This is a genomic window from Roseobacter sp. EG26 (assembly GCF_049830555.1).
Classification (GTDB): Bacteria; Pseudomonadota; Alphaproteobacteria; order Rhodobacterales; family Rhodobacteraceae; genus Roseobacter.
In genome coordinates this window covers 591,281-616,365 of the sequence record NZ_JBNBLH010000001.1, presented here as the reverse complement: position 1 = coordinate 616,365, position 25,085 = coordinate 591,281, and the positions used below count along the sequence as shown (strand labels likewise).

Annotated in this window: 28 protein-coding genes, 1 tRNA gene and 1 pseudogene; 18 read left to right on the top strand and 12 right to left on the bottom strand. The window is 59.2% G+C overall.

Features of this window, described 5'->3' with window-relative positions; translation table 11 throughout:
• Positions 1 to 4 precede the first annotated feature (4 nt).
• On the top strand, positions 5 to 826 hold the full coding sequence (locus ACOTTU_RS03080; RefSeq protein ID WP_425656029.1) for a tellurite resistance TerB family protein: 822 nt from the start codon (positions 5 to 7) through the stop codon (positions 824 to 826).
• A gap of 48 nt (positions 827 to 874) precedes the next feature.
• On the opposite strand, the gene ACOTTU_RS03075 is transcribed toward ACOTTU_RS03080, so the two are convergent.
• On the bottom strand, positions 875 to 2,188 hold the full coding sequence (locus ACOTTU_RS03075; protein WP_425656028.1) for a DEAD/DEAH box helicase: 1,314 nt from the start codon (positions 2,186 to 2,188) through the stop codon (positions 875 to 877).
• Positions 2,189 to 2,531: 343 nt separating this feature from the next.
• On the opposite strand from ACOTTU_RS03075, the gene ACOTTU_RS03070 reads away from it, so the two are divergent.
• From ACOTTU_RS03070 to ACOTTU_RS03050, 5 genes are all read left to right on the top strand, one after another.
• Entirely contained in the window at positions 2,532 to 2,945 is a 414-nt protein-coding gene (locus ACOTTU_RS03070) for a Fur family transcriptional regulator (RefSeq protein WP_298912455.1), read from the top strand.
• A gap of 2 nt (positions 2,946 to 2,947) precedes the next feature.
• Positions 2,948 to 3,505: a chloramphenicol phosphotransferase CPT family protein gene (locus ACOTTU_RS03065; protein ID WP_425656027.1), complete on the top strand. Its 558-nt coding sequence runs from the start codon at positions 2,948 to 2,950 to the stop codon at positions 3,503 to 3,505.
• 61 nt (positions 3,506 to 3,566) lie between these two features.
• On the top strand, positions 3,567 to 4,439 hold the full coding sequence (locus tag ACOTTU_RS03060; RefSeq protein WP_425656026.1) for a DMT family transporter: 873 nt from the start codon (positions 3,567 to 3,569) through the stop codon (positions 4,437 to 4,439).
• A gap of 61 nt (positions 4,440 to 4,500) precedes the next feature.
• Positions 4,501 to 5,775, top strand: coding sequence for a phosphopyruvate hydratase (gene eno, locus ACOTTU_RS03055; protein ID WP_425656025.1), 1,275 nt, complete (start codon positions 4,501 to 4,503; stop codon positions 5,773 to 5,775).
• Positions 5,775 to 6,287, top strand: coding sequence for a GNAT family N-acetyltransferase (locus ACOTTU_RS03050; RefSeq protein WP_425656024.1), 513 nt, complete (start codon positions 5,775 to 5,777; stop codon positions 6,285 to 6,287). The genes eno and ACOTTU_RS03050 overlap by 1 nt, the downstream gene beginning before the upstream one ends.
• On the opposite strand, the gene ACOTTU_RS03045 is transcribed toward ACOTTU_RS03050, so the two are convergent.
• On the bottom strand, positions 6,277 to 7,356 hold the full coding sequence (locus ACOTTU_RS03045) for an NAD(P)/FAD-dependent oxidoreductase (RefSeq protein WP_425656023.1): 1,080 nt from the start codon (positions 7,354 to 7,356) through the stop codon (positions 6,277 to 6,279). The two genes, ACOTTU_RS03050 and ACOTTU_RS03045, sit on opposite strands and share 11 nt — an antisense overlap.
• 46 nt (positions 7,357 to 7,402) lie before the next feature.
• Between ACOTTU_RS03045 and ACOTTU_RS03040 the strand changes: the two are divergent.
• Positions 7,403 to 7,826 (top strand): annotated as a pseudogene (locus ACOTTU_RS03040) (cupin domain-containing protein).
• A 9-nt stretch (positions 7,827 to 7,835) separates the two neighbouring features.
• Here ACOTTU_RS03040 and ACOTTU_RS03035 read toward each other — a convergent pair.
• A complete protein-coding gene (locus ACOTTU_RS03035; protein WP_425656022.1) occupies positions 7,836 to 8,960 on the bottom strand; it encodes an anhydro-N-acetylmuramic acid kinase in 1,125 nt (374 codons plus the stop codon).
• A 64-nt stretch (positions 8,961 to 9,024) separates the two neighbouring features.
• On the opposite strand from ACOTTU_RS03035, the gene tyrS reads away from it, so the two are divergent.
• Entirely contained in the window at positions 9,025 to 10,275 is a 1,251-nt protein-coding gene (gene tyrS, locus ACOTTU_RS03030) for a tyrosine--tRNA ligase (RefSeq protein ID WP_425656021.1), read from the top strand.
• Here tyrS and ACOTTU_RS03025 read toward each other — a convergent pair.
• Entirely contained in the window at positions 10,272 to 10,403 is a 132-nt protein-coding gene (locus ACOTTU_RS03025; RefSeq protein ID WP_425656020.1) for a hypothetical protein, read from the bottom strand. The genes tyrS and ACOTTU_RS03025 overlap by 4 nt on opposite strands.
• A gap of 37 nt (positions 10,404 to 10,440) precedes the next feature.
• Between ACOTTU_RS03025 and ACOTTU_RS03020 the strand changes: the two genes are divergently transcribed.
• Together ACOTTU_RS03020 and ACOTTU_RS03015 are read left to right on the top strand one after the other, a co-directional pair.
• The gene (locus ACOTTU_RS03020) at positions 10,441 to 11,334 is read left to right on the top strand and encodes a GNAT family N-acetyltransferase (RefSeq protein ID WP_425656019.1); all 894 of its coding nucleotides are present in this window, start codon (positions 10,441 to 10,443) and stop codon (positions 11,332 to 11,334) included.
• A gap of 55 nt (positions 11,335 to 11,389) precedes the next feature.
• Positions 11,390 to 12,145 carry an SDR family NAD(P)-dependent oxidoreductase gene (locus ACOTTU_RS03015; protein WP_425656018.1) on the top strand — a complete coding sequence of 252 codons (756 nt, stop codon included), beginning with the start codon at positions 11,390 to 11,392 and terminating at the stop codon, positions 12,143 to 12,145.
• A gap of 2 nt (positions 12,146 to 12,147) precedes the next feature.
• Here ACOTTU_RS03015 and ACOTTU_RS03010 read toward each other — a convergent pair whose 3' ends face one another.
• The 3 genes from ACOTTU_RS03010 to ACOTTU_RS03000 all read right to left on the bottom strand — a co-directional run bounded on the left by ACOTTU_RS03010 (position 12,148) and on the right by ACOTTU_RS03000 (position 15,318).
• The gene (locus ACOTTU_RS03010) at positions 12,148 to 13,956 is read right to left on the bottom strand and encodes an ABC-F family ATP-binding cassette domain-containing protein (RefSeq protein WP_425656017.1); all 1,809 of its coding nucleotides are present in this window, start codon (positions 13,954 to 13,956) and stop codon (positions 12,148 to 12,150) included.
• A gap of 82 nt (positions 13,957 to 14,038) precedes the next feature.
• Positions 14,039 to 14,764, bottom strand: a complete 726-nt coding sequence (locus ACOTTU_RS03005; RefSeq protein WP_425656016.1) for a GNAT family N-acetyltransferase — start codon at positions 14,762 to 14,764, stop codon at positions 14,039 to 14,041.
• A 71-nt stretch (positions 14,765 to 14,835) separates the two neighbouring features.
• The gene (locus tag ACOTTU_RS03000; RefSeq protein WP_298912490.1) at positions 14,836 to 15,318 is read right to left on the bottom strand and encodes an outer membrane protein assembly factor BamE; all 483 of its coding nucleotides are present in this window, start codon (positions 15,316 to 15,318) and stop codon (positions 14,836 to 14,838) included.
• Between the two features lie 87 nt (positions 15,319 to 15,405).
• Between ACOTTU_RS03000 and ACOTTU_RS02995 the strand changes: the two genes are divergently transcribed.
• The 8 genes from ACOTTU_RS02995 (at position 15,406) to ACOTTU_RS02960 (ending at position 21,334) form a co-directional block, all read left to right on the top strand.
• Positions 15,406 to 15,969 (top strand): YceD family protein, encoded by a 564-nt coding sequence (locus ACOTTU_RS02995; RefSeq protein ID WP_425656015.1) that lies wholly within the window; start codon positions 15,406 to 15,408, stop codon positions 15,967 to 15,969.
• A gap of 185 nt (positions 15,970 to 16,154) precedes the next feature.
• Positions 16,155 to 16,361 carry a 50S ribosomal protein L32 gene (gene rpmF, locus ACOTTU_RS02990; RefSeq protein WP_195820411.1) on the top strand — a complete coding sequence of 69 codons (207 nt, stop codon included), beginning with the start codon at positions 16,155 to 16,157 and terminating at the stop codon, positions 16,359 to 16,361.
• A 46-nt stretch (positions 16,362 to 16,407) separates the two neighbouring features.
• Entirely contained in the window at positions 16,408 to 17,481 is a 1,074-nt protein-coding gene (plsX, locus tag ACOTTU_RS02985; protein WP_298912504.1) for a phosphate acyltransferase PlsX, read from the top strand.
• Complete coding sequence (locus ACOTTU_RS02980; protein WP_425656014.1) at positions 17,478 to 18,449, top strand: beta-ketoacyl-ACP synthase III; 972 nt, start codon at positions 17,478 to 17,480, stop codon at positions 18,447 to 18,449. The genes plsX and ACOTTU_RS02980 overlap by 4 nt, the downstream gene beginning before the upstream one ends.
• A gap of 95 nt (positions 18,450 to 18,544) precedes the next feature.
• Complete coding sequence (gene ihfA / locus ACOTTU_RS02975; protein ID WP_159979738.1) at positions 18,545 to 18,847, top strand: integration host factor subunit alpha; 303 nt, start codon at positions 18,545 to 18,547, stop codon at positions 18,845 to 18,847.
• Positions 18,848 to 18,851: 4 nt separating this feature from the next.
• Positions 18,852 to 20,057, top strand: coding sequence for a MerR family transcriptional regulator (locus ACOTTU_RS02970; protein WP_425656013.1), 1,206 nt, complete (start codon positions 18,852 to 18,854; stop codon positions 20,055 to 20,057).
• Positions 20,058 to 20,114: 57 nt separating this feature from the next.
• A tRNA-Pro gene (locus tag ACOTTU_RS02965) sits at positions 20,115 to 20,191 on the top strand.
• Between the two features lie 66 nt (positions 20,192 to 20,257).
• Positions 20,258 to 21,334: a 2'-deoxycytidine 5'-triphosphate deaminase gene (locus ACOTTU_RS02960; RefSeq protein ID WP_425656012.1), complete on the top strand. Its 1,077-nt coding sequence runs from the start codon at positions 20,258 to 20,260 to the stop codon at positions 21,332 to 21,334.
• A 3-nt stretch (positions 21,335 to 21,337) separates the two neighbouring features.
• On the opposite strand, the gene ACOTTU_RS02955 is transcribed toward ACOTTU_RS02960, so the two are convergent.
• The 5 genes from ACOTTU_RS02955 to ACOTTU_RS02935 form a co-directional block, all read right to left on the bottom strand.
• Complete coding sequence (locus ACOTTU_RS02955) at positions 21,338 to 21,535, bottom strand: hypothetical protein (RefSeq protein ID WP_425656011.1); 198 nt, start codon at positions 21,533 to 21,535, stop codon at positions 21,338 to 21,340.
• 72 nt (positions 21,536 to 21,607) lie between these two features.
• Positions 21,608 to 22,213 (bottom strand): SMC-Scp complex subunit ScpB, encoded by a 606-nt coding sequence (gene scpB / locus ACOTTU_RS02950; protein ID WP_298913538.1) that lies wholly within the window; start codon positions 22,211 to 22,213, stop codon positions 21,608 to 21,610.
• Between the two features lie 50 nt (positions 22,214 to 22,263).
• Entirely contained in the window at positions 22,264 to 23,055 is a 792-nt protein-coding gene (locus ACOTTU_RS02945) for a segregation and condensation protein A (protein ID WP_298912517.1), read from the bottom strand.
• 13 nt (positions 23,056 to 23,068) lie between these two features.
• Positions 23,069 to 24,067: a beta-N-acetylhexosaminidase gene (nagZ, locus tag ACOTTU_RS02940; protein ID WP_425656010.1), complete on the bottom strand. Its 999-nt coding sequence runs from the start codon at positions 24,065 to 24,067 to the stop codon at positions 23,069 to 23,071.
• Entirely contained in the window at positions 24,064 to 25,065 is a 1,002-nt protein-coding gene (locus ACOTTU_RS02935) for an SPOR domain-containing protein (RefSeq protein ID WP_425656009.1), read from the bottom strand. The genes nagZ and ACOTTU_RS02935 overlap by 4 nt, the downstream gene beginning before the upstream one ends.
• Between the last annotated feature and the right edge of the window lie 20 nt (positions 25,066 to 25,085).

Sequence of the window (25,085 nt, the reverse complement as noted above, 5' to 3'; positions counted from 1 at the left end):
CGAAATGAGTTTGATGAAGACATTGGCAAAGGTAGCCATCGGCGTTGCCGTTGCGAAAGGCGCGCAAAGCATGATGAAGGGCGGCGGTGGCGGTCTGGGTGGCATGGTACGCGATGCCGCAGGCCGTGCGGGCAGCGGACGTTCCTTTGGCGGCCAGCATTCAGATGGCGGCGGCAGCGATCTGCAAGACATGTTGGGCGGTTTGCTGGGCGGAAAATCGGGAGCGCGGTCCGCTGGCGGCATGCCCGGTGGGCTTGGGGGGCTGCTCGAAGGGCTTGCCGGTGGCAAAGGCGGTGGGCTGCAGGATATGCTGTCGGGTCTTGCCGGTGGCGCCGGTGCGGGTGGATTGCTCGGCGCATTGGCCGGGCAGGCACAACGCCGCCCGCAAACCAGCAAGGGCAGTTTCGGCGAAGTGCTGAATTCGTCGTTTGACGCAACCCCCGAACCGGAGATTGAACCCAGCGCAGATCAGGAAGCCGCCGCAGCTTTGATGTTGCGCGCGATGATCCAGGCGGCCAAGTCGGATGGCAAGCTCGATGACGCGGAACGCGAGAAACTGCTGGGGCAGTTGGGCGACGATGTCGATGCGGAAGAAGCCGCGTTTGTGCAAAAAGAACTCGGCGCGCCCGTCGATGTGGATGGGCTTGTCGCACAGGTTCCGCGCGGAATGGAACAACAGGTCTATGCGGTCTCCGTTCTCGGCATCAACCTCGACAATCAGTCAGAGGCGGAATACCTGCACAAACTGGCCAAGGGTCTGGGGTTGGATGCCCAATCGGTGAACGGCATCCACGATCAACTGGGCGTCCCTTCGCTTTACACCTGATCCAGGAAGGCGGGGCACTGACCCCGCCGTTTGACCGCCTGCCACAGGTCAGGCAGCGCGCTGACCTCCACCGGGTTTGCCACCACCCCGCCGACGGCGTCGTCCGCCACCCGGCTTTTTACCCTGCGGCGGCTGGCTTGCATTGGTGTTGCCGGAACCCTGCGGGCGACCACCGCGTCCCCGGCCCCGGCCCCGCCCTTTGGGCTTGGTTCCTTCGGGGATATCCACGGCCTCCCATGGGCGTCCTGACCCCACCGGAATGCTGATGCCCATCGTCTTTTGAATGGCCTTCAATTCACCCATCTCGTCGGGCGCGCAGAAAGCAATGGCCGCGCCATCCTTGCCCGCCCGTGCGGTGCGGCCAATCCGGTGCACATAATTGTCCGGGACGTTCGGCAGATCATAGTTGTAGACGTGTTTCACATCCGGAATATCGAGACCGCGTGCCGCGACATCCGTGGCCACCAGCACCTTGATCTCACCGGATTTGAAGGCAGCAATCGCACGATCCCGCTGCCCCTGGCTTTTATTGCCGTGGATTGATCCGGCCGCATAGCCAGCCTTGACCAGCGTCTTCATCAGCTTTTCGGAGCCGTGTTTCGTCCGCCCAAAGACGAGCGCGCGTTCTTCGCGGTGCTTGTCCAGCATCTCGATCAGCAGACCGGCTTTTTCCGATTTCGCGATAAAGTGTACTTCCTGCGTAACCTTGTCGGCGGCCTTACCCGGAGGCGAGACTTCAACACGAATGGGGCTGCGCAGATAGCTTTGTGCCAATTCGTTCATCTGTTTGGGCATGGTGGCCGAGAAGAGCATCGTCTGGCGCTCTTTCGGGATCACATTCGCGATTTTGCGCAGGTCGTGGATGAACCCCATGTCGAGCATCTGGTCGGCTTCGTCCAACACCAGAAACACCGCCTCATCCAGACGGACGGCGCGCCTGTCCATCAGGTCAAGCAATCGACCCGGTGTGGCAACCAGCAGATCAACTCCGCGCTCAAGTCGCTTGATCTGGTTATTAATCGACTGGCCACCGACAACCATCGCCACCTTGATCGGCGTGTTTTCAGCAAAGGCACGCAGGTTCACGCTGATCTGGGTGGCCAGCTCGCGCGTCGGCGCCAGCACGAGACCGCGTACCGATTTCGGCGCAGGCCGCCCATCCAGTTCCAGCATCTGTGCCACCAGCGGCACGCCAAAGGCCGCCGTTTTACCGGTACCCGTCTGCGCCAGACCCATCACATCGCGCCCGTTCAGCGCATAAGGAATGGCCTGTTTCTGGATCGGTGTCGGGTCGTTCAGACCCATCGCTTTCAGACGTGCCACCAGCTTGGCAGGCAGGTCCATCATATCAAAATCGCTCATTTTGTTCTTTCCAGCGCACCGGACCGGCACGCAAATAATCTTTGCCATGCCCGCTCGGACACCGCTTGGGACACACAGAACGGATCGCAAGCGAGGCCATATGCCCACACTTGTCCGCTGCGCTTGGACCCACGCGTGATTTTGGGAACATCGGCGGGCCTTTGAATTTGGCGCATCTGACGGGGATCATCCCGGGCGCTCATGACTGCTCACGCGGCAGAAGGCTTCGCTTGACAGGCACATGGGGGTTTACGGGCCAGAAGTCAACAGCCACCGCAAATCGCGTCTGGCAGCGCCTGGTGAATCCCGTTAAACCTGCAAGCCACGGTTCAAGGGTCTTGGCATGAACAATTCGATCATCAAACGCTGTGAGGACAAGGGCCTGCGCATGACCGGGCAACGGCGCGTCATCGCTCAGGTGCTCGAAGACAGCGCGGATCATCCTGATGTCGAGGAGCTTTATGCAAGAGCCTCGGCAATTGATGCTGGTATCTCTATTGCAACGGTCTACCGCACGGTAAAACTCTTTGAGGAAGCCCGCATTCTGGACAAGCTGGAATTCGGCGACGGGCGTGCGCGCTACGAGGATGCCGAGCGCGATCACCATGACCACCTCATTGACATGAACTCCGGCGAGGTCATTGAATTCGTCGACGCCGAAATCGAGGCGCTGCAAGACCGGATCGCCAAAAAACTGGGTTATGAACTGCGCGGCCACCGGCTTGAGCTCTACGGCGTACCGCTCAAAAAGGAGTAACTGTGCCGCCGGGCAAGATCATTTTGCTGCATGGCCCCTCCAGCAGCGGCAAATCCACCCTGGCCCGCGCGCTGCAAAGCACAATCGACGCGCCCTTCTGGCACTACTCCATTGACCACATCAAAGACGCAGGCGTTCTGCCTTCGGCGCGCATTCAATCCGGCGAATTTAATTGGTCAAGTTTACGCCCCGCTTTCCTAAGCGCCTTCGCGCACTCGGTTGGCGTCATCATGGCGGAAGGCAACAATCTGATTCTAGAGCATATTCTCGATCAACATGTCGATGTCCCGCAACTACGCCAGACGCTTGTGGACCAAGATCTGTTTTTCGTCGGCCTCCACTGCCCGCTTGATGTGCTGCAAGCCCGCGAAATCGCCCGCGGAGATCGCTTCAAAGGCTCGGCCAAAGCAGATTTCCAGACCGTGCACGCCGGAATGACCTATGATTTCACCGTGGATTCCACAGCTCCCGTCGCGCAGTCGGCCAACCAGTTGATTGCAGCCTGGCACAAACGCTCGGGACGCTCGGCCTTTTTCGACCATCCGGATAAAATCCCGTAGGCGCATGGACTTCGCCCGGCCCGCGCCCTAGACCCGCTTCAAAGGCACGGCAGGAAACCCCATGGAAAATTTACGCGGCGCGGCCCTGATGGTCTTCGCCATGCTCGGCTTCGCAGTCGAAGACATGTTGATCAAGTTCATGGCCGTTGCCCTCCCCGTGGGTCAGATCATCGGGATGTTGGGCGTTGGCAGTGCGATACTCGCGGCAGGCATCCTGATCATGCAAGGCCAGCCGCTTTTTACCCGCAGCATGATGACGCGCGCGATCCTGCTCCGCGCTATTGGCGAACTCATCGGCACCATCGGTTTTGTGACCGCCATTGCCCTGACCCCTCTGTCGTCAGCTTCGGCCATCTTGCAAGCGACGCCTCTCTTTGTAACCCTGGGGGCTGCCCTTTTTCTGCAAGAAGCCGTCGGCTGGCGACGCTGGTCCGCTATTCTGGTCGGGTTCCTTGGCGTCTTGCTGATCATCCGTCCAGGCACAGAGGGTTTTAGCTGGCTGTCTCTTTTTGCGCTGCAGGGTGTCATCGGTCTGGGCATCCGCGATCTTGCCACCCGGCGCGTGCCCAAAGAAACATCCACGATGCAATTGAGTTTCCTGGCTTTTCTTGTGCTGATCCCAGCCGCGGCCCTGCTGATCTGGTTCAACGGGACAACTGTGGTGCCGCTGTCGCCGTCCAATTGGGTTTACTACACGATTGCCCTGCTGATCGGCATGATCGCCTACTACGGGATCGTGGCCGCGATGCGCATCGGCGAGGTCAGTTTTGTCACGCCTTTTCGCTATTCACGCATCATTTTCGCCCTCATTGTGGGTGTATTTGTCTTTGATGAAAACCCCGACACGATGACCTTTCTTGGTGCGTCAGTCATCGTTGCGTCGGGCCTCTACACACTTTGGCGGGAAAGGTATGTTCCCGCTAACAGCGCCTAAGGGTTTCCATGTGCGGCGCATCCCGCTATGACGCGATCAACAGTGATCAAAGGAGCCTGCCATGAGCACCATTATCGACATCCACGCCCGTGAAATCCTTGACAGCCGGGGAAACCCGACGGTGGAGGTCGATGTGATCCTAGAAGACGGCACCATGGGCCGCGCTGCGGTGCCGTCCGGCGCATCGACAGGGGCCTATGAGGCCGTAGAAAGGCGCGACGGCGACAAATCCCGATACATGGGCAAAGGCGTGTTGGAAGCCTGCGCTGCGGTGAATGGCGAGATCGCCGAAGCGCTTGTGGGCATCGATGCCACCGAACAGGTCGATATCGACACAACCATGATCGAACTCGACGGCACCGACAACAAGGGACGACTGGGGGCCAACGCCATTCTCGGTGTTTCCATGGCCGCCGCGAAGGCAGCGGCAGATTTCTGCGCTCAGCCACTCTACCGTTATGTTGGTGGCACCTCGGCGCGGGTCTTGCCGGTACCAATGATGAACATCATCAACGGGGGTGAACACGCCGACAACCCCATCGACATTCAGGAATTCATGATCATGCCGGTCGCTGCGGACAATATCCGCGAGGCCGTTCGCATGGGCTCCGAAGTGTTTCACACACTCAAGAAAGAGCTCTCTGCGGCGGGTCTTTCCACCGGGATCGGCGACGAAGGCGGCTTTGCCCCCAACATTAACTCCACACGGGATGCGCTTGATTTCATTTTGAAATCCGTTGAGAAAGCCGGATATAAACCGGGCGATGACATCTACCTGGCCATGGATTGCGCGGCGACCGAATACTATAAAGACGGCCAATATGTTTTGGCGGGCGAGAGCAAAACGCTTTCGTCGGAAGAAAACGTCGACTACCTCACAGCATTGGTCAACGACTACCCCATCATTTCCATTGAAGATGGGATGTCCGAAGACGACTGGGACGGCTGGAAGGCGCTGACACAGGCACTCGGCGATCGCGTACAGCTTGTGGGTGACGATCTTTTTGTGACCAACCCCGCACGGCTGGCCATGGGCATTGAACGCGGATCGGCCAATTCAATGCTGGTCAAGGTCAATCAAATCGGCAGCTTGACCGAAACGCTCAAAGCCGTGGATATGGCACACCGCGCGGGTTTCACGAACGTCATGTCGCACCGCTCCGGCGAGACAGAGGATGCCACCATCGCTGATCTGGCGGTTGCAACAAACTGCGGGCAAATCAAAACCGGGTCACTGGCACGGTCAGATCGGCTTGCCAAATACAACCAATTGATCCGCATCGAAGAAGCATTGGGCGAAACGGCTGAATACGCCGGGCGCACCATTCTGCGCTAATGGCTGGTATTTCGATCCGCGCGGCAGACATGCCGCGCGACCTACCCGCCGTGCAATCCTTGTGTTGGGCCTACCGCGACTATCTGCTCAATTTTAACCCCAACATGCGCAAACTGGCGAGCGTCTTTTACCCCGAAGACGCCTATCGGGCGCTGATGGCCGACCTGCCCGTGAAACATGCCCGACCCAAAGGCATTATCTTTCTGGCGGAACGCGATGGCGTGCCGGTGGGATGTGGCATGAGCCACCCGCTGAACGGCTCTGATACCGAGATAAAGCGCGTTTTCGTAACAGATGCAGCCCGTGGATCGGGTGCCGGGAAAATGGTCTCGCAGGCCTTGATAGACCAGGCCCGCGCCGATGGATATGCGCGTATCTTGCTGGATACAAACAAAGAATTTGAAGGTGCGCGCAAACTCTATGAGAAACTGGGATTTGTCGAACGCGGTCCTTATTCCGAATTGCCGCCGGGTACAGAGGCGTCTTTGGTATTCTATGAATTCATTCTGTGAAGCGCTGCGGTCGGTAGGGCGACAAGAGGCGCGTCCGCTCGCCTGAGAGGCCGACGCCCATAATCTCCGCTGTTGCCAGTTCTGCTACCAGCGGTGCCAATGTGGCACCGGAATGCATCGTCACCGCATAAAGGCCCTGTGGTCCGCAGGGTCCAATGACCGGCAATCCATCCTCTGGCATGGGCCTTTCTGCCATACTCACGCGCTCCCAACGGAATGGGCGATCCAGCATCTTTTGCACACGGAGCGTGGCGCGATCTGCCAGAACATCGGGTGTTTCAGCAATGCGGTCCGCGTCATCTGCCTGATGGTTGGCGGCCGTTGGTGCCAGAAGATATCCCTCCGGCGTCTGACGTAATTCCTGATCCGGGGCAGCCAATACATGATGCAAAAGCGGCGGTGACACCTCCGAGCGCAGGATCAAACCGGGCCTGTGCAACATCGGGACCGGGACATCCACGTTCTGCAACAGCGCCTGCGTGCCAACCCCTGCCGAGACAACAACCTGATCTGCCTGCAGGTCGCCCGCATCTGTCCTGACACCGACGATTTTGCCGTTCCCGACAACCAGATTGGTCGCGCGGACACCTGCGATCAGTTTTGCACCGCTGGCGGTCGCCGCGCATAAAGCGTCCCAGGTCAGCGCCACCAGATCGACAACGGCTTCTTCTTCAAAGAGTAATGCGCGTTCCGGTGGGACGACATGGGGCTCCAGAGTGGCGAACTCTGCCGCGTCGACCACCCGCACAGAATAACCCAATTCCTTCAGGGTGTTATATTGTGCATCAAATCTACCGCCCTGCTCTTCCCAGACCAGCGCACCGGGCCAGCCAATTGCGCGGGTGCCCAGATCGCGCAGGAGCCGTCTGTGCGCGTCAATGCCCGCAAAGCGCAAACGGAAATGATCTTCGTTGAGGAAAAAATTGGCATTGATCCACCCGAACGATGCGCCCGAAGCGGCGGATGCAGGTTGGCCCGCTTCCAGCAAGGTAACGTCGGCTCCTGCCTCCGCCAGCCGGTAGGACATCAGCGCGCCCATGATCCCGGCCCCAATGACGATGATTTTCACACAAGTCTCCCTTGGCCCGCCCCACCACGCAGATTAACCTGCCCCCATGACAGCACAAGAGATCATCGCCCGCCTTAATCTTTCACCCCATCCCGAGGGCGGTCACTATCGTCAGACCTGGGGTGCCGAAGGGCCCGGACGCCCAAGCGGGACATGCATTTATTTCCTGCTCGCCGCGGGTGAGACCAGCCATTGGCATCGGGTGGATGCCACGGAAATCTGGCTCTATCACGCCGGGCGCGCCGCTCATCCTTTCCATGAGTGCGGATGACGCGGGGCCCGCAACAGACCACTTGCTTGGGCCGGACCTGACGAAGGGCGCGCCGCAAATCATCGTTCCAGCACATCATTGGCAAGCGGCGCGCAGTACCGGCGTTTATACGCTGGTCAGTTGCACCGTTTCGCCCGGGTTTCAGTTTGAGGGGTTTGAACTCGCACCGCCCGGTTTTGACATTCCGCGTGCCCCGTGACGGGTGCGGTTATACGGCGATGTCCGTGGCTGATGGTGAACTCACGATGCCCCCGCCAACGGCTGCTCTGACACCAGTGGTACCGGGGCAGGATGTGGGCAACCCGCGCGCTACCCGTACGGCCAGATAGGCAAAAGCCTGTGCTTCAAGCATATCGCCATCAAGACCCACCGCTTCAACGGCGCGCACCGGGCAATCAAGTGACACGGCCAGCATTTCCATCAATACCGGATTATGCCGCCCGCCGCCGGTGACCAGAACCTGTTCGGGTGGCTTCGGGCAATGCTGAATCCCCTCCGCCACCCCTGCGGCGCACATGGCTGTCAAAGTTGCCGCCGCATCCGGGTCCTGCAACTCGGCAACCAAGGCGATCATTTCCGAAAAATCATTCCGGTCCAGTGACTTGGGCGGAATACGGGAAAAGTAAGGCTCCGCCAGAAAAAGCTCCAAAGCGCCCTGTTCAACTGTGCCGCGCCGCGCGATCCGGCCATCCTCGTCAAAGGCGATACCCAGCCGGGTTTGCAACAGATCATTCAGCGGCGCGTTGGCCGGGCCTGTATCAAAAGCCAGGAGCGCGCCCGCATCCTCAGCACGCGCGCACATCGGGTTCACGTACGTCAGGTTGCCAACCCCACCGAGATTAAGAAAAACCAGGGGGTCTGTGGCACCGATATGGCGGGCGCAGGCAAAGTGGAAAAACGGTGCCAGTGGCGCGCCTTCGCCGCCAAGCTCAACGTCACTGCTGCGGAAGTCCCAGACAACCGGGCGTCCCAAAGCCTGCGACAACCACGCGCCATCCCCCACCTGCAATGTGCCCTTTGTGCGCGGCGCATGGGCAAGGGTCTGACCGTGGAACCCCACAAGATCATAGTCAACAAACTGCTCGAAAAGTGCCAGATGCGCCTGCTCGACAACATCCGTTGCCGCGTCGACCGCATCGCCGGACCATTGCCCCAGAGCCCCACGCAGAACGTTCTGCTCTGCGGGCGAATAGGGCCGGTAAGACGATGGGCCAAATCCGTCTATGTCCACCCCGTCGGTACGCAGAATGGCCGCGTCCACCCCGTCAAGTGAGGTGCCGCTCATCGCGCCCAAGGCCGTCACGATGCCGGTTTTTTCAATGGCCCTTTTCAAAGCCTTTTCCTTTGTCTGCTCACCGCCTATAGAGTGGGCGCAATTCAAGCCGAGAGCAAGCAAGATGACCTACCACCCGAAATCAGATTTTGTCGCTGTGATGATGGAGCGCGGCTTTCTCGCGGACTGCACCGATTATCAAGGGCTGGATGAGGCGCTGCTCAAAGGTGGACGCGCGGGGTATATCGGTTTTGATGCAACGGCGAAGTCCCTGCACGTGGGATCGCTCATTCAAATCATGATGCTGCGCTGGTTGCAGAAAACAGGCGGCAAACCGATCACATTGATGGGCGGGGGCACCACCAAAGTGGGCGATCCGTCCTTTCGCGCCGATGAACGCCCCTTGCTGGACGCGCAGGCCATTGACGACAATATCGCCGGGATCAAACGGGTGTTTTCGGCGTATCTGACCTACGGTGACGGACCCTCCGACGCGATGATGATCAACAACGCCGAATGGCTGGATGATCTCAATTACCTTGATTTCCTGCGCGACATCGGGCGGCATTTTTCGATCAACCGGATGCTCAGTTTCGAGAGTGTGAAATCGCGGCTTGATCGCGAACAATCGCTGTCGTTTCTGGAATTCAACTACATGATCTTGCAGGCCTACGATTTCATGGAGCTGCATCGACGCTACGGCTGCATCCTGCAGATGGGCGGCTCGGACCAGTGGGGCAATATCGTCAACGGGATCGACCTGACGCGCCGGGTGATTGATGGTGAGGTCTACGGTCTGACCTCACCGCTGCTGACCACATCTGATGGCAAGAAAATGGGCAAATCCCAGTCGGGTGCTGTCTGGCTGAACGGTGACATGCTGTCGCCTTATGAGTTCTGGCAGTTCTGGCGCAATACCACCGATGCGGATGTGGGGCGGTTTCTGAAGCTCTATTCCGAATTGCCGGTTGATGAATGTGACAGGCTGGGCGCGCTGGCGGGGGCTGAGATCAACGAGGCCAAGGTGCGGCTCGCCAATGAGGTGACCACGCTTTTGCACGGTGCGGAAGCCGCGGCAGCGGCGGAGGCCACGGCGCGCGAAGTCTTTGAAAAGGGCGGCGTCGGGGATGACCTGCCCACGCTGACGCTTTCGGAAAGTGATCTGGGCGACGGCATATCCGTTGTGCAACTGATCGTGAAATCAGGGCTTGCGGGCTCCGGCAAGGAGGCCAAGCGTCTGATTGCCGAAAATGGTGCGCGTCTGGATGACCAGCCGCTGACCAATGCCGGGTTGATGATCGACGCAGACGCGCTTTCAAGCCCGATCAAATTGAGCGCAGGCAAAAAACGTCACGCATTGGTGCAACTGGGCTAGAACCAGAGCCACTCAACCAACGTCAGTACCGCGAATACCGGGATCGACATGCCCGTGGCGATCAGAAATGCGGCGGTCTTGGTCAGGCGGGGAGCGGGGGCGGATAGGCCTTGGACGGTTTTTTTCATGACGCGATTAACCACGAATTAGGTTTCAAGGGCGTTAATGTCGGGCATGTTTGATGCCGCCCCGATCGCCCCCGACATCCCCTTGCAACAGAGCCCGGAGTTTGAGCGTGCGCTGGCCGCAACCCGGACACCGCATCTGCGCACGGCAGACGGAACGCTCATCCTTCAAAGAAGTTTTGGCCGGGTAATGGTGCATATGATGACGTGCCCGCGCGCGGATTTGCCGGACGACATTCGACAAACCGTCCGTGCCATTGGGACAAAAAGCCCGGTCATCATTGCGCCCGATCAACCGATGCCGCTTCAACACATCGGCGCGCTGCCCTTGGTGAGCCCCGCGACCCAAGCTGCGCTTGATCTGTCGCCGGACTTGCAGGATTTACGCAAGAACCTGCATCAGAAATGGCGTAACCGTTTGAAGCATGGGGGAAAACAGCGCTTGCGTGTGACGCGTCAAAACATGCCCGATGATCCCAATCACTGGTTTTTCCAGGCAGAGGCGCGCCAACAACTCAAGCGCCGGTATCGCAATTGGCCGCTGGCGCTGACCCTGGCCTACGGGCGCGAGAACCGCAGTCACGCCAAGCTTTTCACTGCCTTTTGGGGGAAAGAACCCGTGGCGGCCATACTGATCCTTCGGCACGGAAATTCCGCACATTATCATATGGGCCACAGCAAACCAGCCGGGCGGCTCGCCTCTGCGCACACGCTGCTGCTGTGGGCGGCGATCTCCTGGGCGAAGTCAAAAGGCCTTGCGCAGCTTGATCTGGGGTTGATCGACACCGAGGACGGACAGGGGCTCGCGCGTTTCAAGCTGGGCACCGGGGCGCAGATTGACCGTCTGGGCGGCACATGGCTCTGGTGGCCGCCGATAACGCGCCTGCTCCGACCTCTTGCCCGTCTGGACCGTGCACTGATGGAGAATGGCTAGACAGGCGCGCCGTCCCGTGATTATCTGAACAAGCGTTCAGATCGGGAGAGTTTCCATGCAACTTGCAAACACTGCGGCCATTGTCACCGGCGGCGCTTCCGGTCTAGGTGAGGCGACCGCGCGCCATTTCTCAGCGCTCGGCGCTCAGGTAACGCTTCTGGATCGGGACGTGGAGCGCGGCACATCGGTCGCCGCAGAAATTGGCGGGCATTTCGCCGAAACCGATGTCACGGATGAAGCGTCCGTCAAGGCGGCCATTGAACTGGCTCAAGAAAAGATGGGCCGGATCACTGCCGCCGTGAATTGCGCCGGTATCGCGGATGCCATCAAGACCGTGGGGCGGGACGGGCCGCATCCGCTCAGCGCCTTCCAGCGCACAATCGACATCAATCTGGTCGGCACATTTAACGTCGCCCGTCTGGCCGCCGACGCCATGCAGCAGAATACACCGGAACCCGATGGCGCACGCGGCGTGATCATAAACACCGCCTCCATCGCGGCCTTTGACGGGCAAAAAGGTCAGGCGGCTTATGCGGCCTCCAAGGGGGGCGTCGTCGGGTTGTGCCTGCCCATGGCGCGCGATCTGGCGAAACTGGGCATCCGGGTGATGACCATCGCGCCGGGCATTTTCATGACGCCGATGCTGGCGGGCCTGGGTGAAGACATACAGGCGCAACTGGCCGCAGATGTGCCCTGCCCGCCGCGCTTGGGCAATCCGTCTGAATATGCCGCTTTGGCGGGGTTCATCGTTCAGGCGGGATACCTGAACGGCGAGGTCATCCGCATCGACGGCGCGCTCAGGATGCGCTGAGATCAGGCGGAAGCTTTTTCTTCCAACAGCAACCATTCCTCTTCTGCCGCCGACAATTTCGCTTGTCTTTCGACCAATGCATCCGTCGCTTTCTGAAACTTCACCGGATTTTCGGAAAAGAGGTTCGGGTCGCTCAAAAGCATTTCCAGTTTTGCAATTTCAGCCTCAAGCCGTTCCAGTTCCGCAGGCAGGGCTTCGAGACGGTGCTTTTCGGTAAAGCTCAGCCCGGATTTGGCCGCCGCTTTGGGTTTGTCTTGCGCTTGCGTCTGTCTGGATTTCACCACGCTTTGCGCAAAATCATCCTGACCGCGCTGGTCGATATAGTCGCTCCAGCCGCCTGCGTAGACCGTCGCCTTGCCGTCGCCCTCCATCGCGATGGTTGTCGCGGCCACTCTGTCCAGAAAATCGCGGTCGTGGCTGACCAGCAGGACGGTCCCGTCATAGGTCCCCAAAAGCTCCTGCATCAGGTCAAGCGTTTCCACGTCAAGATCATTTGTCGGCTCGTCCAGCACCAGCAGGTTGCTGGGCCGCGCCATGATCTTGGCCAGCAGCAGCCGCGCTTTTTCACCCCCAGACAGGGCACGTACCGGCGCGCGGGCCTGCGCCTCATCAAAGAGAAACTCCTTGAGATATCCGACCACATGTTTGGGCGCGCCCCGCACCATGATCTGATCCGCCTTGCCGGAGACGCGCATGTCCGGATCACCCGTCAGACTGTCCCAAAGGCTCATGTCCGGATCGATCTGCGCGCGGGCCTGATCAAACAGCGCAATGTCGAGATTTGTGCCCAGCTTGACGGTACCGCTGTCCGGAGTTTCCCGCCCGATCAGCATGTTCAGCAGGGTCGTTTTCCCCACGCCATTCGGACCAACCAGCGCAATGCGGTCGCCGCGCTGAACGGTCAGGGAGAACGGTTTCAGGATCGTGTTTTGCGCAAATGCCTTGGTGATGGCCGTCGCTTCAATCACCTTGCGGCCTGATTTCGGCCCTGCATCCAGCGCCATCGCCGCAGTGCCTTGCCGCCTGATCTGCGCGGCGCGTTCGGCACGCAGGTCCTGCAAGGCGCGCACCCGGCCCTGATTGCGCTTGCGTCTGGCGGAAATCCCTTCCACGGCCCAGCGGGCTTCAGCCTTGATTTTGCGATTTAGCTTGTGCCGCTGCGTATCTTCCTCTTCCCAGACTTGATCCCGCCATGCCTCGAAATCGGCGAACCCCTTTTCCTGCCGCCGCACGGCACCGCGATCCACCCAGAGCGTTGCCCGCGTCAGGGCGCGCAAAAACGCCCGGTCGTGACTGATGAGAATATAGCCCTTTCGGCTATGCCGCAGTTCGTTTTCAAGCCAGGCGATGGCTTCGATGTCCAGATGGTTTGTGGGCTCATCCAGCAACATCAGATCAGGGCTGCCCGCCATCAACCGCGCCAGAGCGGCCCGCCGTCGTTCGCCACCGCTGGCGGTTTCAACCGGGCGCACGGGGTCGAATTTAAGACCCTCACCCGCCCGCTCAACCAGATACATCTCGGAGGCTTCCAGACCGTGCGCCGCAAATTCGCCCAATGTCGCGAAGCCGGATAGATCAGGGTCCTGCTCCATATAGCCCACGGAAATGCCCGGCCCGGCGATCACGTCACCGTTGTCCGGTTCAACCAGCCCGGCCATCACCTTCATCAAGGTGGATTTGCCTGAGCCGTTGCGACCAACCAGCGCCACACGGTCACCGGGCTGCACCACAAGGCTGAGGTCCTCAAAGACAGGATCGCCGCCAAAGGTCAGGGATATTTCGTTCAGTTGCAAAAGAGGAACACGGGCCATGCCTGCCAGCTATGCCGCAGGGCGAGGAAGGTCAACGCATCAAACATCCCAAGCGTGCAAATCGGGCGAAAGAAACTGCGATCTACGCGATCGCGCGCAACAGGCGTTTTCGGGTCGCTGGAATTGCCCCGATTTCAACCCCTGTGAAGACATGCAGCGTGTTCATCTGCCGGTCCACAACCGCATGGTCACTCACCCAGCCGCCCATCATCAGGTAAGTCCGCAGCAAAGGTGGCATATGCGCCATCGCTTTTCTGAAGTCAGGTTTGCGCCGCAGCCGGGCGGCAAATCGGAAGACATCCGGCGCCTTGACCCGCGGGAGCCAGCGTTTCGGCGCCAGATGACGGGCTTTCAGCATCGCGAAGGCATCCAGATACTCTGCGGTCTCCGTCCCCGGGAACGAGGAGCAACCAAAGAGCAGCTGCACATCGTTTTCATCAACATATGTGGTCACCGCGGCCCAGGCGATCCGCAAGATATCCGGGTCGCGGTAATTCGGGTGAATACAGAACCTCCCCATCTCCACCATGCGCCCCTCAAAGGCCTCCAGCGCAGAGAGTTCATAATACTGGGCTGAATAGCTGCCGGATACCTTGGCCCCGGACAGATCCAGCATCCGAAAGGTACAGACCAAAGCATCATCTTTTGTATCAACCACCAAAAAATGGGCGCACCTGCCGTCAAAGGCATCAACATCCCGTGACACCTGCAGCCCAAAGCAGGTTGCGCGAAACGCCTGCGCCCTGGCCAGTTCTTCTGGCGTTGATGCGACCCGCGCCTTATAGCGGCCCTTTGTCAAAGCGATCATAGCGACCTCCGCCGGTTCAGCTTTTGCTGACCGTCTCATATCGCACAATTCTTAAACGCCTTGTGACAGTCTTAAAGGCCCAAATCGCCGCCACCGGGCGTAAAACGTCCGATGTTGCCGATGAGTTGCCGCAGGAAGGTCTTGTCGCGCACACCGGAATCGGTGACGCGCCGCGCAAGCGGAACAACCTGACCACGTTCTAACCCGAATGTTTCGATGTTGCTGACCACGCCGCCATCATCGAAGGTGATGGCAACGACTTTGCGCTCAACAACTTCCGGCTCCAGCATCGCAAAGGTGCGGACGCGACTGCGCACGAAATACATGCTGCTGTCATTGATCACCGAACCGGACGCCGCGGACCCCAATGTTTCCTCGACGCTTGCACGCGTGTCGATCCCGACCACGATCTGCTCAAGGTCCTCAGGCGGCGGAACATACCCGTGATCCCTGAAACGCCCGCTACATGCCGAAAGGGCAAGACAAACCAGAACAACGACACCCCATCGCGCGGTCTTCTGCGTCGGGCTGAAACCCGCGTTGGTGATGTGCATACAAACTGCCCTCTTGCCCTTGTGCATCTTGGCTTTTATCTCGCTTACACCAAGGAAGGGCCTCGGTTCAAGAAACGAAAGCGTAAGATGTCAAAGCAAATTCCACCCTCCCCAAGCGCCCTTCGCGTAGCCGAGCTGAAGCAGAACAGCGCTACAGGCTTTGCAATGCGCCCGGATTCCGCCGAATTAAAGAAGCTTGCGGGCGAGTTGGACCTGCTGGGATTGCGCAAACTTTCCTTTTCCGGGGAGGTGGTGGCTCAGGGCAGCGTCGACTGGCGCCTGAACGGTGTTTTGGGGGCCACGGTTATCCAGCCGTGTAGTGTGACGCTCGAACCCGTCACGACCCGAATTGACGTGCCCGTCGAACGCATATTCATCAAGGATTACGTTGAAGACGACGCGCCCGAGGTAGAAATGTCTCAGGATGACACGATCGAACCCTTGGGGCATTGGATTGACCCCGATCAGATCATGAGGGAGGCTCTGGTGCTTGCACTGCCACTTTATCCACGCAGCGACGGTGCTGACGCAGGGGAATTGGTCTACACAAAACCCGGGCTGACGCCGATGCGCGACGAGGATGCCCGTCCCTTCGCCGGTTTGGCCGCCCTGCGCGAGCAGCTTGATGATACGGACAAAAGCGACACGTAACCCGAAGTCGAAAAACTGCTTGCAACAGGTAATTTTAACAGTATTTTGCGCCGCTCACCCAATTAGGGTTGGACAAGGGCGCATGCAGCGCCTAAACGCACGTCACACCCGATCTGTGGGAAAAGAATAGAAACTCGGCCCCGCACGCAATTGTGCCTGGCCCCGAACGACAAAGGCCCAAGACAATGGCTGTTCAACAGAACAAAGTCTCCAAATCGCGCCGCAACAATCGCCGTGCGCATGATTCTCTGGTTGCGGCAAACCCCAACGAATGCACCAACTGTGGTGAGCTGAAACGCCCCCATCACGTCTGTGCTGCCTGTGGCCATTATGACGACAAAGAAGTCGTTGCTCTCACAGAAGAGATTGATCTGGAAGACGACGCGGCCTAAACCTGTCCCTTAAACAATAAGGGCAGAGTTTGGGGGCAGTCGCACTATGACGGCGCAGACCGATCAGGTAAACGCGAAGGCCAGACGCATCATTATTTCGGTAGATGCGATGGGCGGGGATGAAGGCCCCGCCGCTGTGGTTGCAGGCTGTGATGTTTCTGCACGCAAGAACCCCGACATCCAATTCATCCTGCATGGGCCGGAAGCTGAACTCTCCAGCCTTGTTGACCGCAAACGCGCGCTCACCGGTCGGGTCGAGATTCGCGATGCCGCAGGCGTTGTCACGATGGATGACAAACCCAGCCACATCGTGCGCAATGGCAAGGAAACCTCCATGTGGTCCGCCATCGAGGCGGTCCGCGACGGATCGGCCACCGTCGCCGTTTCCTGCGGCAATACGGGTGCATTGATGGCGTTGTCCATGATCCGGCTGCGCAAACTGCCAGGTGTCAACAGACCTGCAATTGCAGTGCTTTACCCCTCGTCGAACCCACAAGGCTTCAATGTCATGCTGGATGTGGGCGCGGACGTGCGCGCCGATGCGGATGACCTGCTGCGCTATGCCTTGATGGGGATGTCTTATGCCCGCAACGGTCTTGATCTTCCCCGGCCCCGCGTGGGCCTTCTGAATGTGGGTACCGAAGAGCACAAGGGCCGGACCGAGCTCAAGGAAGCCTACGAGTTGATTCGGGATCAACAGGAGGTCGCAGGTTTTGAATTCGCGGGCTTCGTCGAAGGTGGCGATATTACCGGCGATATCTGTGATGTGATTGTCACCGATGGTTTCACCGGCAATGTGGCCATCAAGACCGGCGAAGGCACCGCGAGCCTGATCGGCGACCGCCTGCGCGAAGCCTTCAAGTTCTCGCCGCTGTCGCGCCTGGCCTCGTTGCTGGCCTATACCTCGCTGAACCGTTTGAAAAAGAAGATCGACCCGCGCCGCGTCAATGGTGGCGTGTTTTTGGGATTGAACGGTACCGTCGTCAAATCCCATGGATCTGCAGACGCCACAGGCGTTTCTGCCGCGATCAAGCTTGCAGCGCAGCTGGCAGATATTAAGTTTACGGATAAGTTGGCCGCCCGTGTGGCCGCCCTGCCCGCTGAGGAGAGCGAAACATGACCCTGCGTGCAGTTGTCAAAGGTGTTGGTCACTATTTACCCGAACGTGTTGTGCCCAATACGGAATTCGAGGCCACACTCGACACCAATGACGAATGGATCAAAGCCCGCTCCGGGATAGAACGTCGGCATTTTGCAGCAGAGGGCGAAACAACCTCTTCCATGGCGAGTGCGGCAGCCCGCGCCGCGCTGAAAGATGCGGGGTTGGAGCCATCGGACATCGACGCAATCGTGCTTGCAACCTCTACGGCTGATCTTACCTTCCCATCCGCCGCCACAATGGTTCAGGCCGAGCTGGGCATGGAAAATGGGTTTGCCTTCGACGTTCAGGCGGTCTGCGCCGGTTTCATCTATGCGCTGAGCAACGCCAATGCGCTGATCCTATCGGGACAGGCCAAACGCGTTCTCGTGATCGGCGCGGAAACCTTCAGCCGAATCATGGATTGGACGGATCGTTCAACCTGCGTGCTCTTTGGTGATGGCGCCGGAGCGCTTGTGATGGAAGCCAGCGAACAGGATGGCACGGCGCAGGATCGCGGTATCCTGGCCACTGACCTGAATTCCGACGGTCGCCACAAGGAACTGCTGTACGTGGACGGAGGCGTGTCCACCGGCACAACCGGCTATCTGCGCATGCAGGGCAATCAGGTGTTCCGCCACGCCGTGGAAAAACTTGCTTCGACAGCGACAAAGGCCATGGAACGCGCAGGGATCACCCCTGGGGACGTCGACTGGATTGTCCCGCATCAGGCCAATATCCGCATCATTCAGGGCACGGCCAAAAAACTGGGGCTGCCCATGGAAAATGTCGTGGTGACCGTTCAGGATCATGGCAATACCTCGGCTGCATCGATTCCTCTGGCGCTTTCCGTGGGGCGCGCGCGGGGGCAAATCAAGGATGGCGATCTGATCGTGACCGAGGCTATTGGTGGTGGTCTGGCCTGGGGCGCGGTTGTGTTGCGCTGGTAACGCGGAAAAACTGCTCAAACCGCAAGCCCCAAGTCATTGATATTGACTCTGAAAATCCCTCTCCCCTATGGTTGCTGAAAACTCAGGGGGACAACATGGCCGAAAAGACTTTGACACGAATGGATCTGAGCGAGGCGGTGTTCCGGGAGGTTGGCCTTTCCCGCAACGAAAGCGCGCAGCTGGTCGAATCCGTTTTGGAACATCTCTCTGACGCGCTGGTGCGTGGCGAGCAGGTCAAGATTTCGTCTTTCGGGACTTTCTCGGTGCGTGATAAATCCGCCCGTATTGGTCGCAACCCCAAGACAGGTGAGGAAGTTCCCATCAATCCGCGCAGGGTGCTGACTTTCCGCCCCTCACACCTGATGAAAGATCGCGTGGCCGACGGGAACAAGTCCTGATCTGATGGCAAAATCGCCCGATGCTTTTCGCACGATCTCGGAAGTCGCAGACTGGCTGGGCGTGCAAGCGCATGTTTTGCGCTTCTGGGAGAGCAAATTCAGCCAAGTCAAACCGATCAAACGCGCTGGCGGTCGACGGTATTACCGCCCGGCGGATATGCTGCTGCTGGGGGGTATCAAGAAGCTGTTGCATGACGATGGGCTAACCATCAAAGGTGTTCAAAAAATACTTCGTGAACAAGGGATTAGCCATGTGGCTGATCACAGTCAGGCGCTTGATGATCTGACCATGGCCGTTATCGAGGGGCAGGCTTCTGAAACGGCGTCAGCACCGGATTCATTCGAGGACGTTGACCTCGCTGCGGCAGTTGATGATCCCCCATCGGAACCCGAACCAACGCCGGTTGCTGATGCGCCGCAAGAAGGCGCTGTGGCGGAAGAGGATTCGGAGGAGATCGAGGCCCCAACGCCAGAAACGCAAGCCGATGTCACCGCTTTGAAGGAGGAGGACGAAGAGGCTCCCGAACCCGAAACTTCGGAACCGGAGCCCGTTGAGGAGCGGATCGAAGAGATCGCTGCGGCCGAAAGCGACGCTCCAGATATGACCCCGGATGTCGCGACTGACGTTGCCGAGGATACTGCGGAGATTGCTGAATCGGCGGAGGCAGTCGACGCCAAAGACGATGCTGCACATCCAATTGCATCTGACGCCTCTGTCGAGGCTGTCGACGAAACGCCCCCCTCCGTTGAGAGTGCTCCTGACGAACCGGAAGAAAGCAGCGATGCCCCGCTGCCGGACGGAAACGATACGCTGCCGAGCTTCCTGAGGCGTCCTTTGACGGATCACATACCGGAACCGGAAGCCGAGGATCAGGCAGAGGACGAAGCCGAACCAGTGGCCGCTGCGGCGGACGACGTAACCGAGGATGCAACTAATGTCGACCTGGCCCCCCTGCCCGATACGCATGAAGACAAAACACCAGATGACACTCCGGCACCGCAGGAGGCGGCTCCAAAACCGCGAAATATAGACGTCCCACCGCTACCTGTCGAAGCGGATATGCCGGCACAGCCCCGGGCGCTGAGTGCCGTGGCACGGGCACGGGCCCTGGCACCGGAAAAGCAGACCGCCGCCAAACCTCTCTTGGCTCAGCTGATCCGCCTGCGTGCCAGCATGACCAATCCCCGCAAAGATATCAGCAAAGACTGAGGCGATGGCAATTCTCTCTTGCCACAGCCCTCAGATCGGGTATGTAGCCCCTCAAGTCGGGCTATGGCGCAGCCTGGTAGCGCGTCCGTCTGGGGGACGGAAGGTCGCAGGTTCGAGTCCTGCTAGCCCGACCAACATCCGACATATGCAAAGTTCCCGCGCACAGCCCGCGCGGGCCTTTGCATTTTAAGGAGCATCAAATGAGCGGCGTGCTGCCCAACCAACAAATCAGCCAGATGATTGCTGATAATGAGATCGCCGCGACTCGCGCTGTCAGTGACGCTCAAATTCAACCCGCTAGCCTTGATCTGCGTTTGGGAACAACCGCTTACCGTGTGCGCGCGTCGTTTCTGGCCGGTCACGGGGAACGCGTTTCCGACCGTTTGAAAGAGTTCGAAATGCACCGCGTCGACCTCTCTGATGGGGCGGTGCTGGAAAAGGGCTGCGTCTATGTTGTCCCCTTGATGGAATCGCTGGCTCTGCCGGAGAATGTCCAGGCCGTCGCCAATGCCAAGAGCTCGACCGGGCGCCTTGACCTTCTGACCCGCACCATCACTGATGGTGGCACCGAGTTTGACCGAATAGCGCCGGGGTACTGCGGCCCGCTTTACGCTGAAATCTGTCCGCGCTCTTTTTCCGTTCTGGTACGCCCGGGCATGCGGCTCAACCAGATCCGTTTCGGCGACGGTCAGGCTGTGTTGAATGATACAGAACTGCGGGCTCTGCACGACCACACGCCTTTGGTTGACGGGCCCGCCGTCATTGACGAGGGTCTTGGCTTTTCAGTTGATTTGCGACTGCCCGATACGTCACTTGTTGGTTACCGCGCCAAACCGCACACCGGGGTGATCGATCTCGACCTGATCAATCACTATGCGCCACGTGACTATTGGGAAGAAGTGCATAGCGACAACGGCCAGATCATTCTGGACCCCGGTGCATTCTACATCCTCGTGAGCCGTGAGGCGGTAACGATCCCGCCCGAATATGCCGCCGAAATGGCGCCGTTTCTGGCGATGGTTGGGGAATTCCGCGTGCATTACGCTGGGTTCTTTGACCCAGGCTTTGGTCATGCTTCGGCGGGCGGTGCCGGATCGCGCGGCGTGCTGGAGGTGCGCTGCCACGAAGCCCCGTTTGTGCTTGAACACGGTCAGGTCGTTGGGCGTCTGGTTTATGAAAAGATGCGCGACGTGCCCACGCAGCTCTACGGCAAAGGGATCGCGTCAAATTATCAGGGACAGGGCCTGAAGCTGTCCAAACATTTCCAAACCCGTTGACCGCTATAGCCGAGTTGATCTTTTGACCAGTTTCGCGGACTGACGAGCCTGACGTGTCATCTGCTCCGCCTGCAAGTCTTGCGACGCCTCGCGGGGCTGGTTTTTCCCGTTGGACGCGGCCTTCTTGATACCCGCGTTGATACCTTTGTTAATCAGCCGCCGTGTTATCTGGCGCAAGATCATGTTGAGAATTCTGTCCATGTTTCTGCCCTTAGAACTTTGCCTCTGATAGATCATAGCGCAAATTGCGGCAATTTTCAGGGCGCAGTGTGATCAATCTTCAAAGAGCTCGCTCTGACCTTCGCCGCTCTCTTCATCATCGTCGTCCTGTGGTCCCGGCATCAGAGCACTTGGCGGAGGACGGTTTTCAAGCAGCCCCGCGGCCCGAAGCTCTTTGAGCCCCGGAAGATCGCGCGCATTCTCAAGTCCAAAGTGGTCCAGAAACTCCTGTGTGACAACAAAGGTAACCGGCCGGCCCGGCGTCATCTTGCGTCGCCCGAAACGAATCCACTCCATTTCCAACAGCTGATCCACCGTGCCACGGCTGACGGAAACGCCGCGAATTTCCTCAATCTCCGCCCGGGTGACCGGTTGATGATACGCGATGATCGCCAGCGTCTCGATGGCCGCGCGCGACAGTTTACGCGTTTCAACGGTCTCGCGCTGCATGAGGAACCCCAGATCGGAAGCCGTGCGCATGGCCCAGGCATCACCGATCTTGCAAAGATTCACCCCGCGTCCTTCGTAGCGCTTGCGCAGATGCAGCAGTGCTTCGGCGGGGTCTGATCCGTGCGGCATGCGAGAAGCCAGTTCCCGCAGGCTGATGGGTTCAGCGGTCGCAAAGAGAATCGCCTCAACCATCCGCTCCTGCTCGCCCATGGGGGGCGCTTCAAACAGGCTTTCTTCGGTCTCTATCGGAGCATCATCGTTCACTGTGGCGTGTCTCTTTTGCGCAGCTGGAGGGGCGCGAATGTTCCAGATTGGCGGATTTCCAGGTGACCTTCTTTAACAAGCTCCAGCGACGCCGCAAAGGTAGAGGCGGTTGCAGAGCGCCGCCGTACCGGGTCCATCTCCCAGCCTTCGGGCAAATAGCTGGAGATATCCGTCCAATCCCCGGCAAATCCGATCAGACCGCGCATCCGGTCGAGCGCCTGCTCCATGGTAAAGACCGCATCACGATCCATGACAAAGGGGCGAAAATCATCGCGTGTGCGAATGCGCGCATATCCCTGCATCAGATCAAGCAGGGTTGCGGTGTATTGCACTTTGCGCGTGCGGGTCACTTCGTGCGTCTGGCCGCGCGCAAAAAAATCCCGCCCCAGGCGGTCCCTGCCCATAAGACGCGCCGCCGCATCGCGCATCGCCTGAAGGCGTTCGAGCTGAAAGGCCAGATGCGCGGCGAGTTCTTCCCCGGTCGGGCCGTCTTCGGTTGGATCGGGCGGCAGCAGCAAGCGCGATTTCAGAAACGCAAGCCAGGCCGCCATCACAAGATAATCCGCGGCCAATTCCAGCCGCAACGCTTTTGCGCGCTCCACGAAGGCCAGGTACTGTTTGGCCAGCGCCAGAACGGAAATTTTTCGCAGGTCAACTTTTTGGGTCCGGCTGAGCGTCAACAGCAGGTCCAGCGGGCCCTCAAACCCATCGACATCCACAATCAAGGCTTCGGCTGCGAGCCGGTCCGCCACCGATATCGTGTCTTCTTCAAACGGGACTTCAGCCATGCCTTCTTACGTTTTACGCTCCGCTCAACAGCGTCTCAAGCTGCGCGCGTAAGGCATCAATGTCAACATCATCTGCCGGTTTACGCGCCGCCAGCGCGCGTTCCGCCCGTTGCTGCGCGGCATCCGTCATCTGACCAGCAGCATCTGCGACGGCAGCGCGGTCCGACAGGGACGCATTGCAGAACAGAACCACATCACACCCGGCCGCGATAGCCGATCTGGTGATGTCCGGATACGCGCCTTTCAGGGCCTTCATGCTGATGTCATCGGTCATGATCAGATTGTCAAAACCAATGTCCTGCCGAATGACCTGCATAATCTTTGGCGAAAGCGTCGCCGGTTGGCGATCCAGAGTCTCGAAAACCAGATGCGCTGTCATGCCCATTGGCACATCCTTCAACGCAGCAAAGGGTGCAAAATCGGACGTCTCTAACGTTGCAATCTCCGCATCGACATGGGGCAGGTCGTGATGGCTGTCCAACGTGGTGCGCCCATGGCCAGGCATATGTTTGATCACAGGCAAGACGCCTCCCGCAAGCAGGCCGTCGGCAACGGCGCGGCCCAACTTCGCAACAATAGCCGGATCAGACCCATAGCATCGGTTGCGCAAAAATTCGTGCGTTTGCGGCCCCGCGAGATCAACCATGGGTGCGCAGTTGCTGTCGATCCCCAAGTCCAGAAGTTCCGAAGCGATCAGGCGGTAGCGAAGGTACATGGCCTGTGCCGCATGCGCGCCCGCTGCCTGAACGAAATCAAGCGGAGGTGTCCATTCTGTCCAGATCGGTCCGCGCAACCGCTGAACCCGACCGCCTTCCTGATCAATAGTAATTGGCGCATCCCGGCCAACGGCCTCGCGCATTTCCCCGCAAAGCCTGCGCACTTGTTCCGGCGTGTCGATATTCCGGGCAAAAAGAATGAAACCAAACGGATTGGATGACCGAAAGAAAGCCTTTTCATCTTTGGATAGGCTGAAGCCGTCGGCGTCCAGAATGGTGGCGCCGAACCGGGTCATTTGCTGGCGACGGGAATGCAGTCAACCCCTTCGGCCTTGAAGGCTGAGCAAAAGCGCCTTGCATCACTCAGATCAACGAAGCCCATGGCGCGCAATCGGTAGAAGGTCCGTCCGCCGGACTGCGCTTTTTGCACGACACGCGATTTGTCTTGCAGATAATCCCCAAAACGGTTTTCCAGACGCTGCCATTCGCTGCGGGCCACGTCGGCGCTGTCAAAAGCCCCAAGCTGCGCAAGACGGGTGCCTGTGGGTATCTGCGCCGCGTCAACTTCGGAGGACGGCGTCTGCGCTACGAAAGCAGCCGTTTGCAAGGTCGGGCCATTGGCCGGGCGCAACTTGGGGCGCATCACCAACTGGCCGGTCGGTTTTTCGTCGGTTTCCGGCACCACGTCCTCTACTGGCACCGTTGTTTCGGAAGCAATAGCACTCTCGTCCTCATTTGCTGCGGAAGCTTGAGGCAAATCAGCGGTTAGCTCCGCCACAACCGCATCTATGGCACCATCTTGCAGATTCTCGGCAAGTGAATTCTCTCTTTGCGGTGCCGTCGGTCTGGCCGTTTCAAAAAAATCCGAGGCCGGCGCAAGAGGTTGCGGTTGCTCGACCGGTGCGACCTTGGCAAGCACAATTGGCTGGTCTTCCTGCGCCAGATCAGCGGCCCGTGGTGCCAGGACGACCTGGTCAACCGGCCCGGCTGCGGACCCTTCGGCAGCCACGGCGTTAACAGCGAGACCCTGATGGCGCGCAACCTGTCCGCCAGGATCTTCGGGTCGTACGCGCATTTCGCCGGCTGCGGCGCGCACAACGGGAATGCCGCTGACATCGCGCACCATCAGCTTGTAGCCCCAGACGCCAATGCCCGCGATCAGCGCCAGTGAGACCACAGCGCCCGCCACATTTGTCATCATTGCCAGGGAACTGGGGGCGAGATCATCGCCTTCCCGGGCCTCGGATTCACGTCCGTAGGCCCCCATACCATGGGAGAATTCAATATCCGCCATCATCGCCTCACTGCCGCCAG

Excerpts from the sequence above, each read along its gene's own strand:
- ACOTTU_RS02995 (WP_425656015.1), top strand. The coding sequence starts at position 15,406 with ATGTCAAAGCAAATTCCACCCTCCCCAAGCGCCCTTCGCGTAGCCGAG.
- ACOTTU_RS02980 (WP_425656014.1), top strand. The coding sequence starts at position 17,478 with ATGACCCTGCGTGCAGTTGTCAAAGGTGTTGGTCACTATTTACCCGAA.
- ACOTTU_RS03075 (WP_425656028.1), bottom strand. The coding sequence starts at position 2,188 with ATGAGCGATTTTGATATGATGGACCTGCCTGCCAAGCTGGTGGCACGT.
- ACOTTU_RS03020 (WP_425656019.1), top strand. The coding sequence starts at position 10,441 with ATGTCGGGCATGTTTGATGCCGCCCCGATCGCCCCCGACATCCCCTTG.
- ACOTTU_RS02935 (WP_425656009.1), bottom strand. The coding sequence starts at position 25,065 with ATGGCGGATATTGAATTCTCCCATGGTATGGGGGCCTACGGACGTGAA.
- ACOTTU_RS03015 (WP_425656018.1), top strand. The coding sequence starts at position 11,390 with ATGCAACTTGCAAACACTGCGGCCATTGTCACCGGCGGCGCTTCCGGT.
- ACOTTU_RS03000 (WP_298912490.1), bottom strand. The coding sequence starts at position 15,318 with ATGCACATCACCAACGCGGGTTTCAGCCCGACGCAGAAGACCGCGCGA.
- plsX (WP_298912504.1), top strand. The coding sequence starts at position 16,408 with ATGACGGCGCAGACCGATCAGGTAAACGCGAAGGCCAGACGCATCATT.
- ACOTTU_RS03010 (WP_425656017.1), bottom strand. The coding sequence starts at position 13,956 with ATGGCCCGTGTTCCTCTTTTGCAACTGAACGAAATATCCCTGACCTTT.
- ACOTTU_RS03080 (WP_425656029.1), top strand. The coding sequence starts at position 5 with ATGAGTTTGATGAAGACATTGGCAAAGGTAGCCATCGGCGTTGCCGTT.
- ACOTTU_RS03070 (WP_298912455.1), top strand. The coding sequence starts at position 2,532 with ATGAACAATTCGATCATCAAACGCTGTGAGGACAAGGGCCTGCGCATG.
- scpB (WP_298913538.1), bottom strand. The coding sequence starts at position 22,213 with ATGGGCGAGCAGGAGCGGATGGTTGAGGCGATTCTCTTTGCGACCGCT.
- nagZ (WP_425656010.1), bottom strand. The coding sequence starts at position 24,067 with ATGACCCGGTTCGGCGCCACCATTCTGGACGCCGACGGCTTCAGCCTA.
- ACOTTU_RS02960 (WP_425656012.1), top strand. The coding sequence starts at position 20,258 with ATGAGCGGCGTGCTGCCCAACCAACAAATCAGCCAGATGATTGCTGAT.
- ACOTTU_RS03050 (WP_425656024.1), top strand. The coding sequence starts at position 5,775 with ATGGCTGGTATTTCGATCCGCGCGGCAGACATGCCGCGCGACCTACCC.
- ACOTTU_RS02945 (WP_298912517.1), bottom strand. The coding sequence starts at position 23,055 with ATGGCTGAAGTCCCGTTTGAAGAAGACACGATATCGGTGGCGGACCGG.
- ihfA (WP_159979738.1), top strand. The coding sequence starts at position 18,545 with ATGGCCGAAAAGACTTTGACACGAATGGATCTGAGCGAGGCGGTGTTC.
- tyrS (WP_425656021.1), top strand. The coding sequence starts at position 9,025 with ATGACCTACCACCCGAAATCAGATTTTGTCGCTGTGATGATGGAGCGC.
- ACOTTU_RS02970 (WP_425656013.1), top strand. The coding sequence starts at position 18,852 with ATGGCAAAATCGCCCGATGCTTTTCGCACGATCTCGGAAGTCGCAGAC.
- ACOTTU_RS03025 (WP_425656020.1), bottom strand. The coding sequence starts at position 10,403 with ATGAAAAAAACCGTCCAAGGCCTATCCGCCCCCGCTCCCCGCCTGACC.
- ACOTTU_RS03060 (WP_425656026.1), top strand. The coding sequence starts at position 3,567 with ATGGAAAATTTACGCGGCGCGGCCCTGATGGTCTTCGCCATGCTCGGC.
- eno (WP_425656025.1), top strand. The coding sequence starts at position 4,501 with ATGAGCACCATTATCGACATCCACGCCCGTGAAATCCTTGACAGCCGG.
- ACOTTU_RS02955 (WP_425656011.1), bottom strand. The coding sequence starts at position 21,535 with ATGGACAGAATTCTCAACATGATCTTGCGCCAGATAACACGGCGGCTG.
- rpmF (WP_195820411.1), top strand. The coding sequence starts at position 16,155 with ATGGCTGTTCAACAGAACAAAGTCTCCAAATCGCGCCGCAACAATCGC.
- ACOTTU_RS03005 (WP_425656016.1), bottom strand. The coding sequence starts at position 14,764 with ATGATCGCTTTGACAAAGGGCCGCTATAAGGCGCGGGTCGCATCAACG.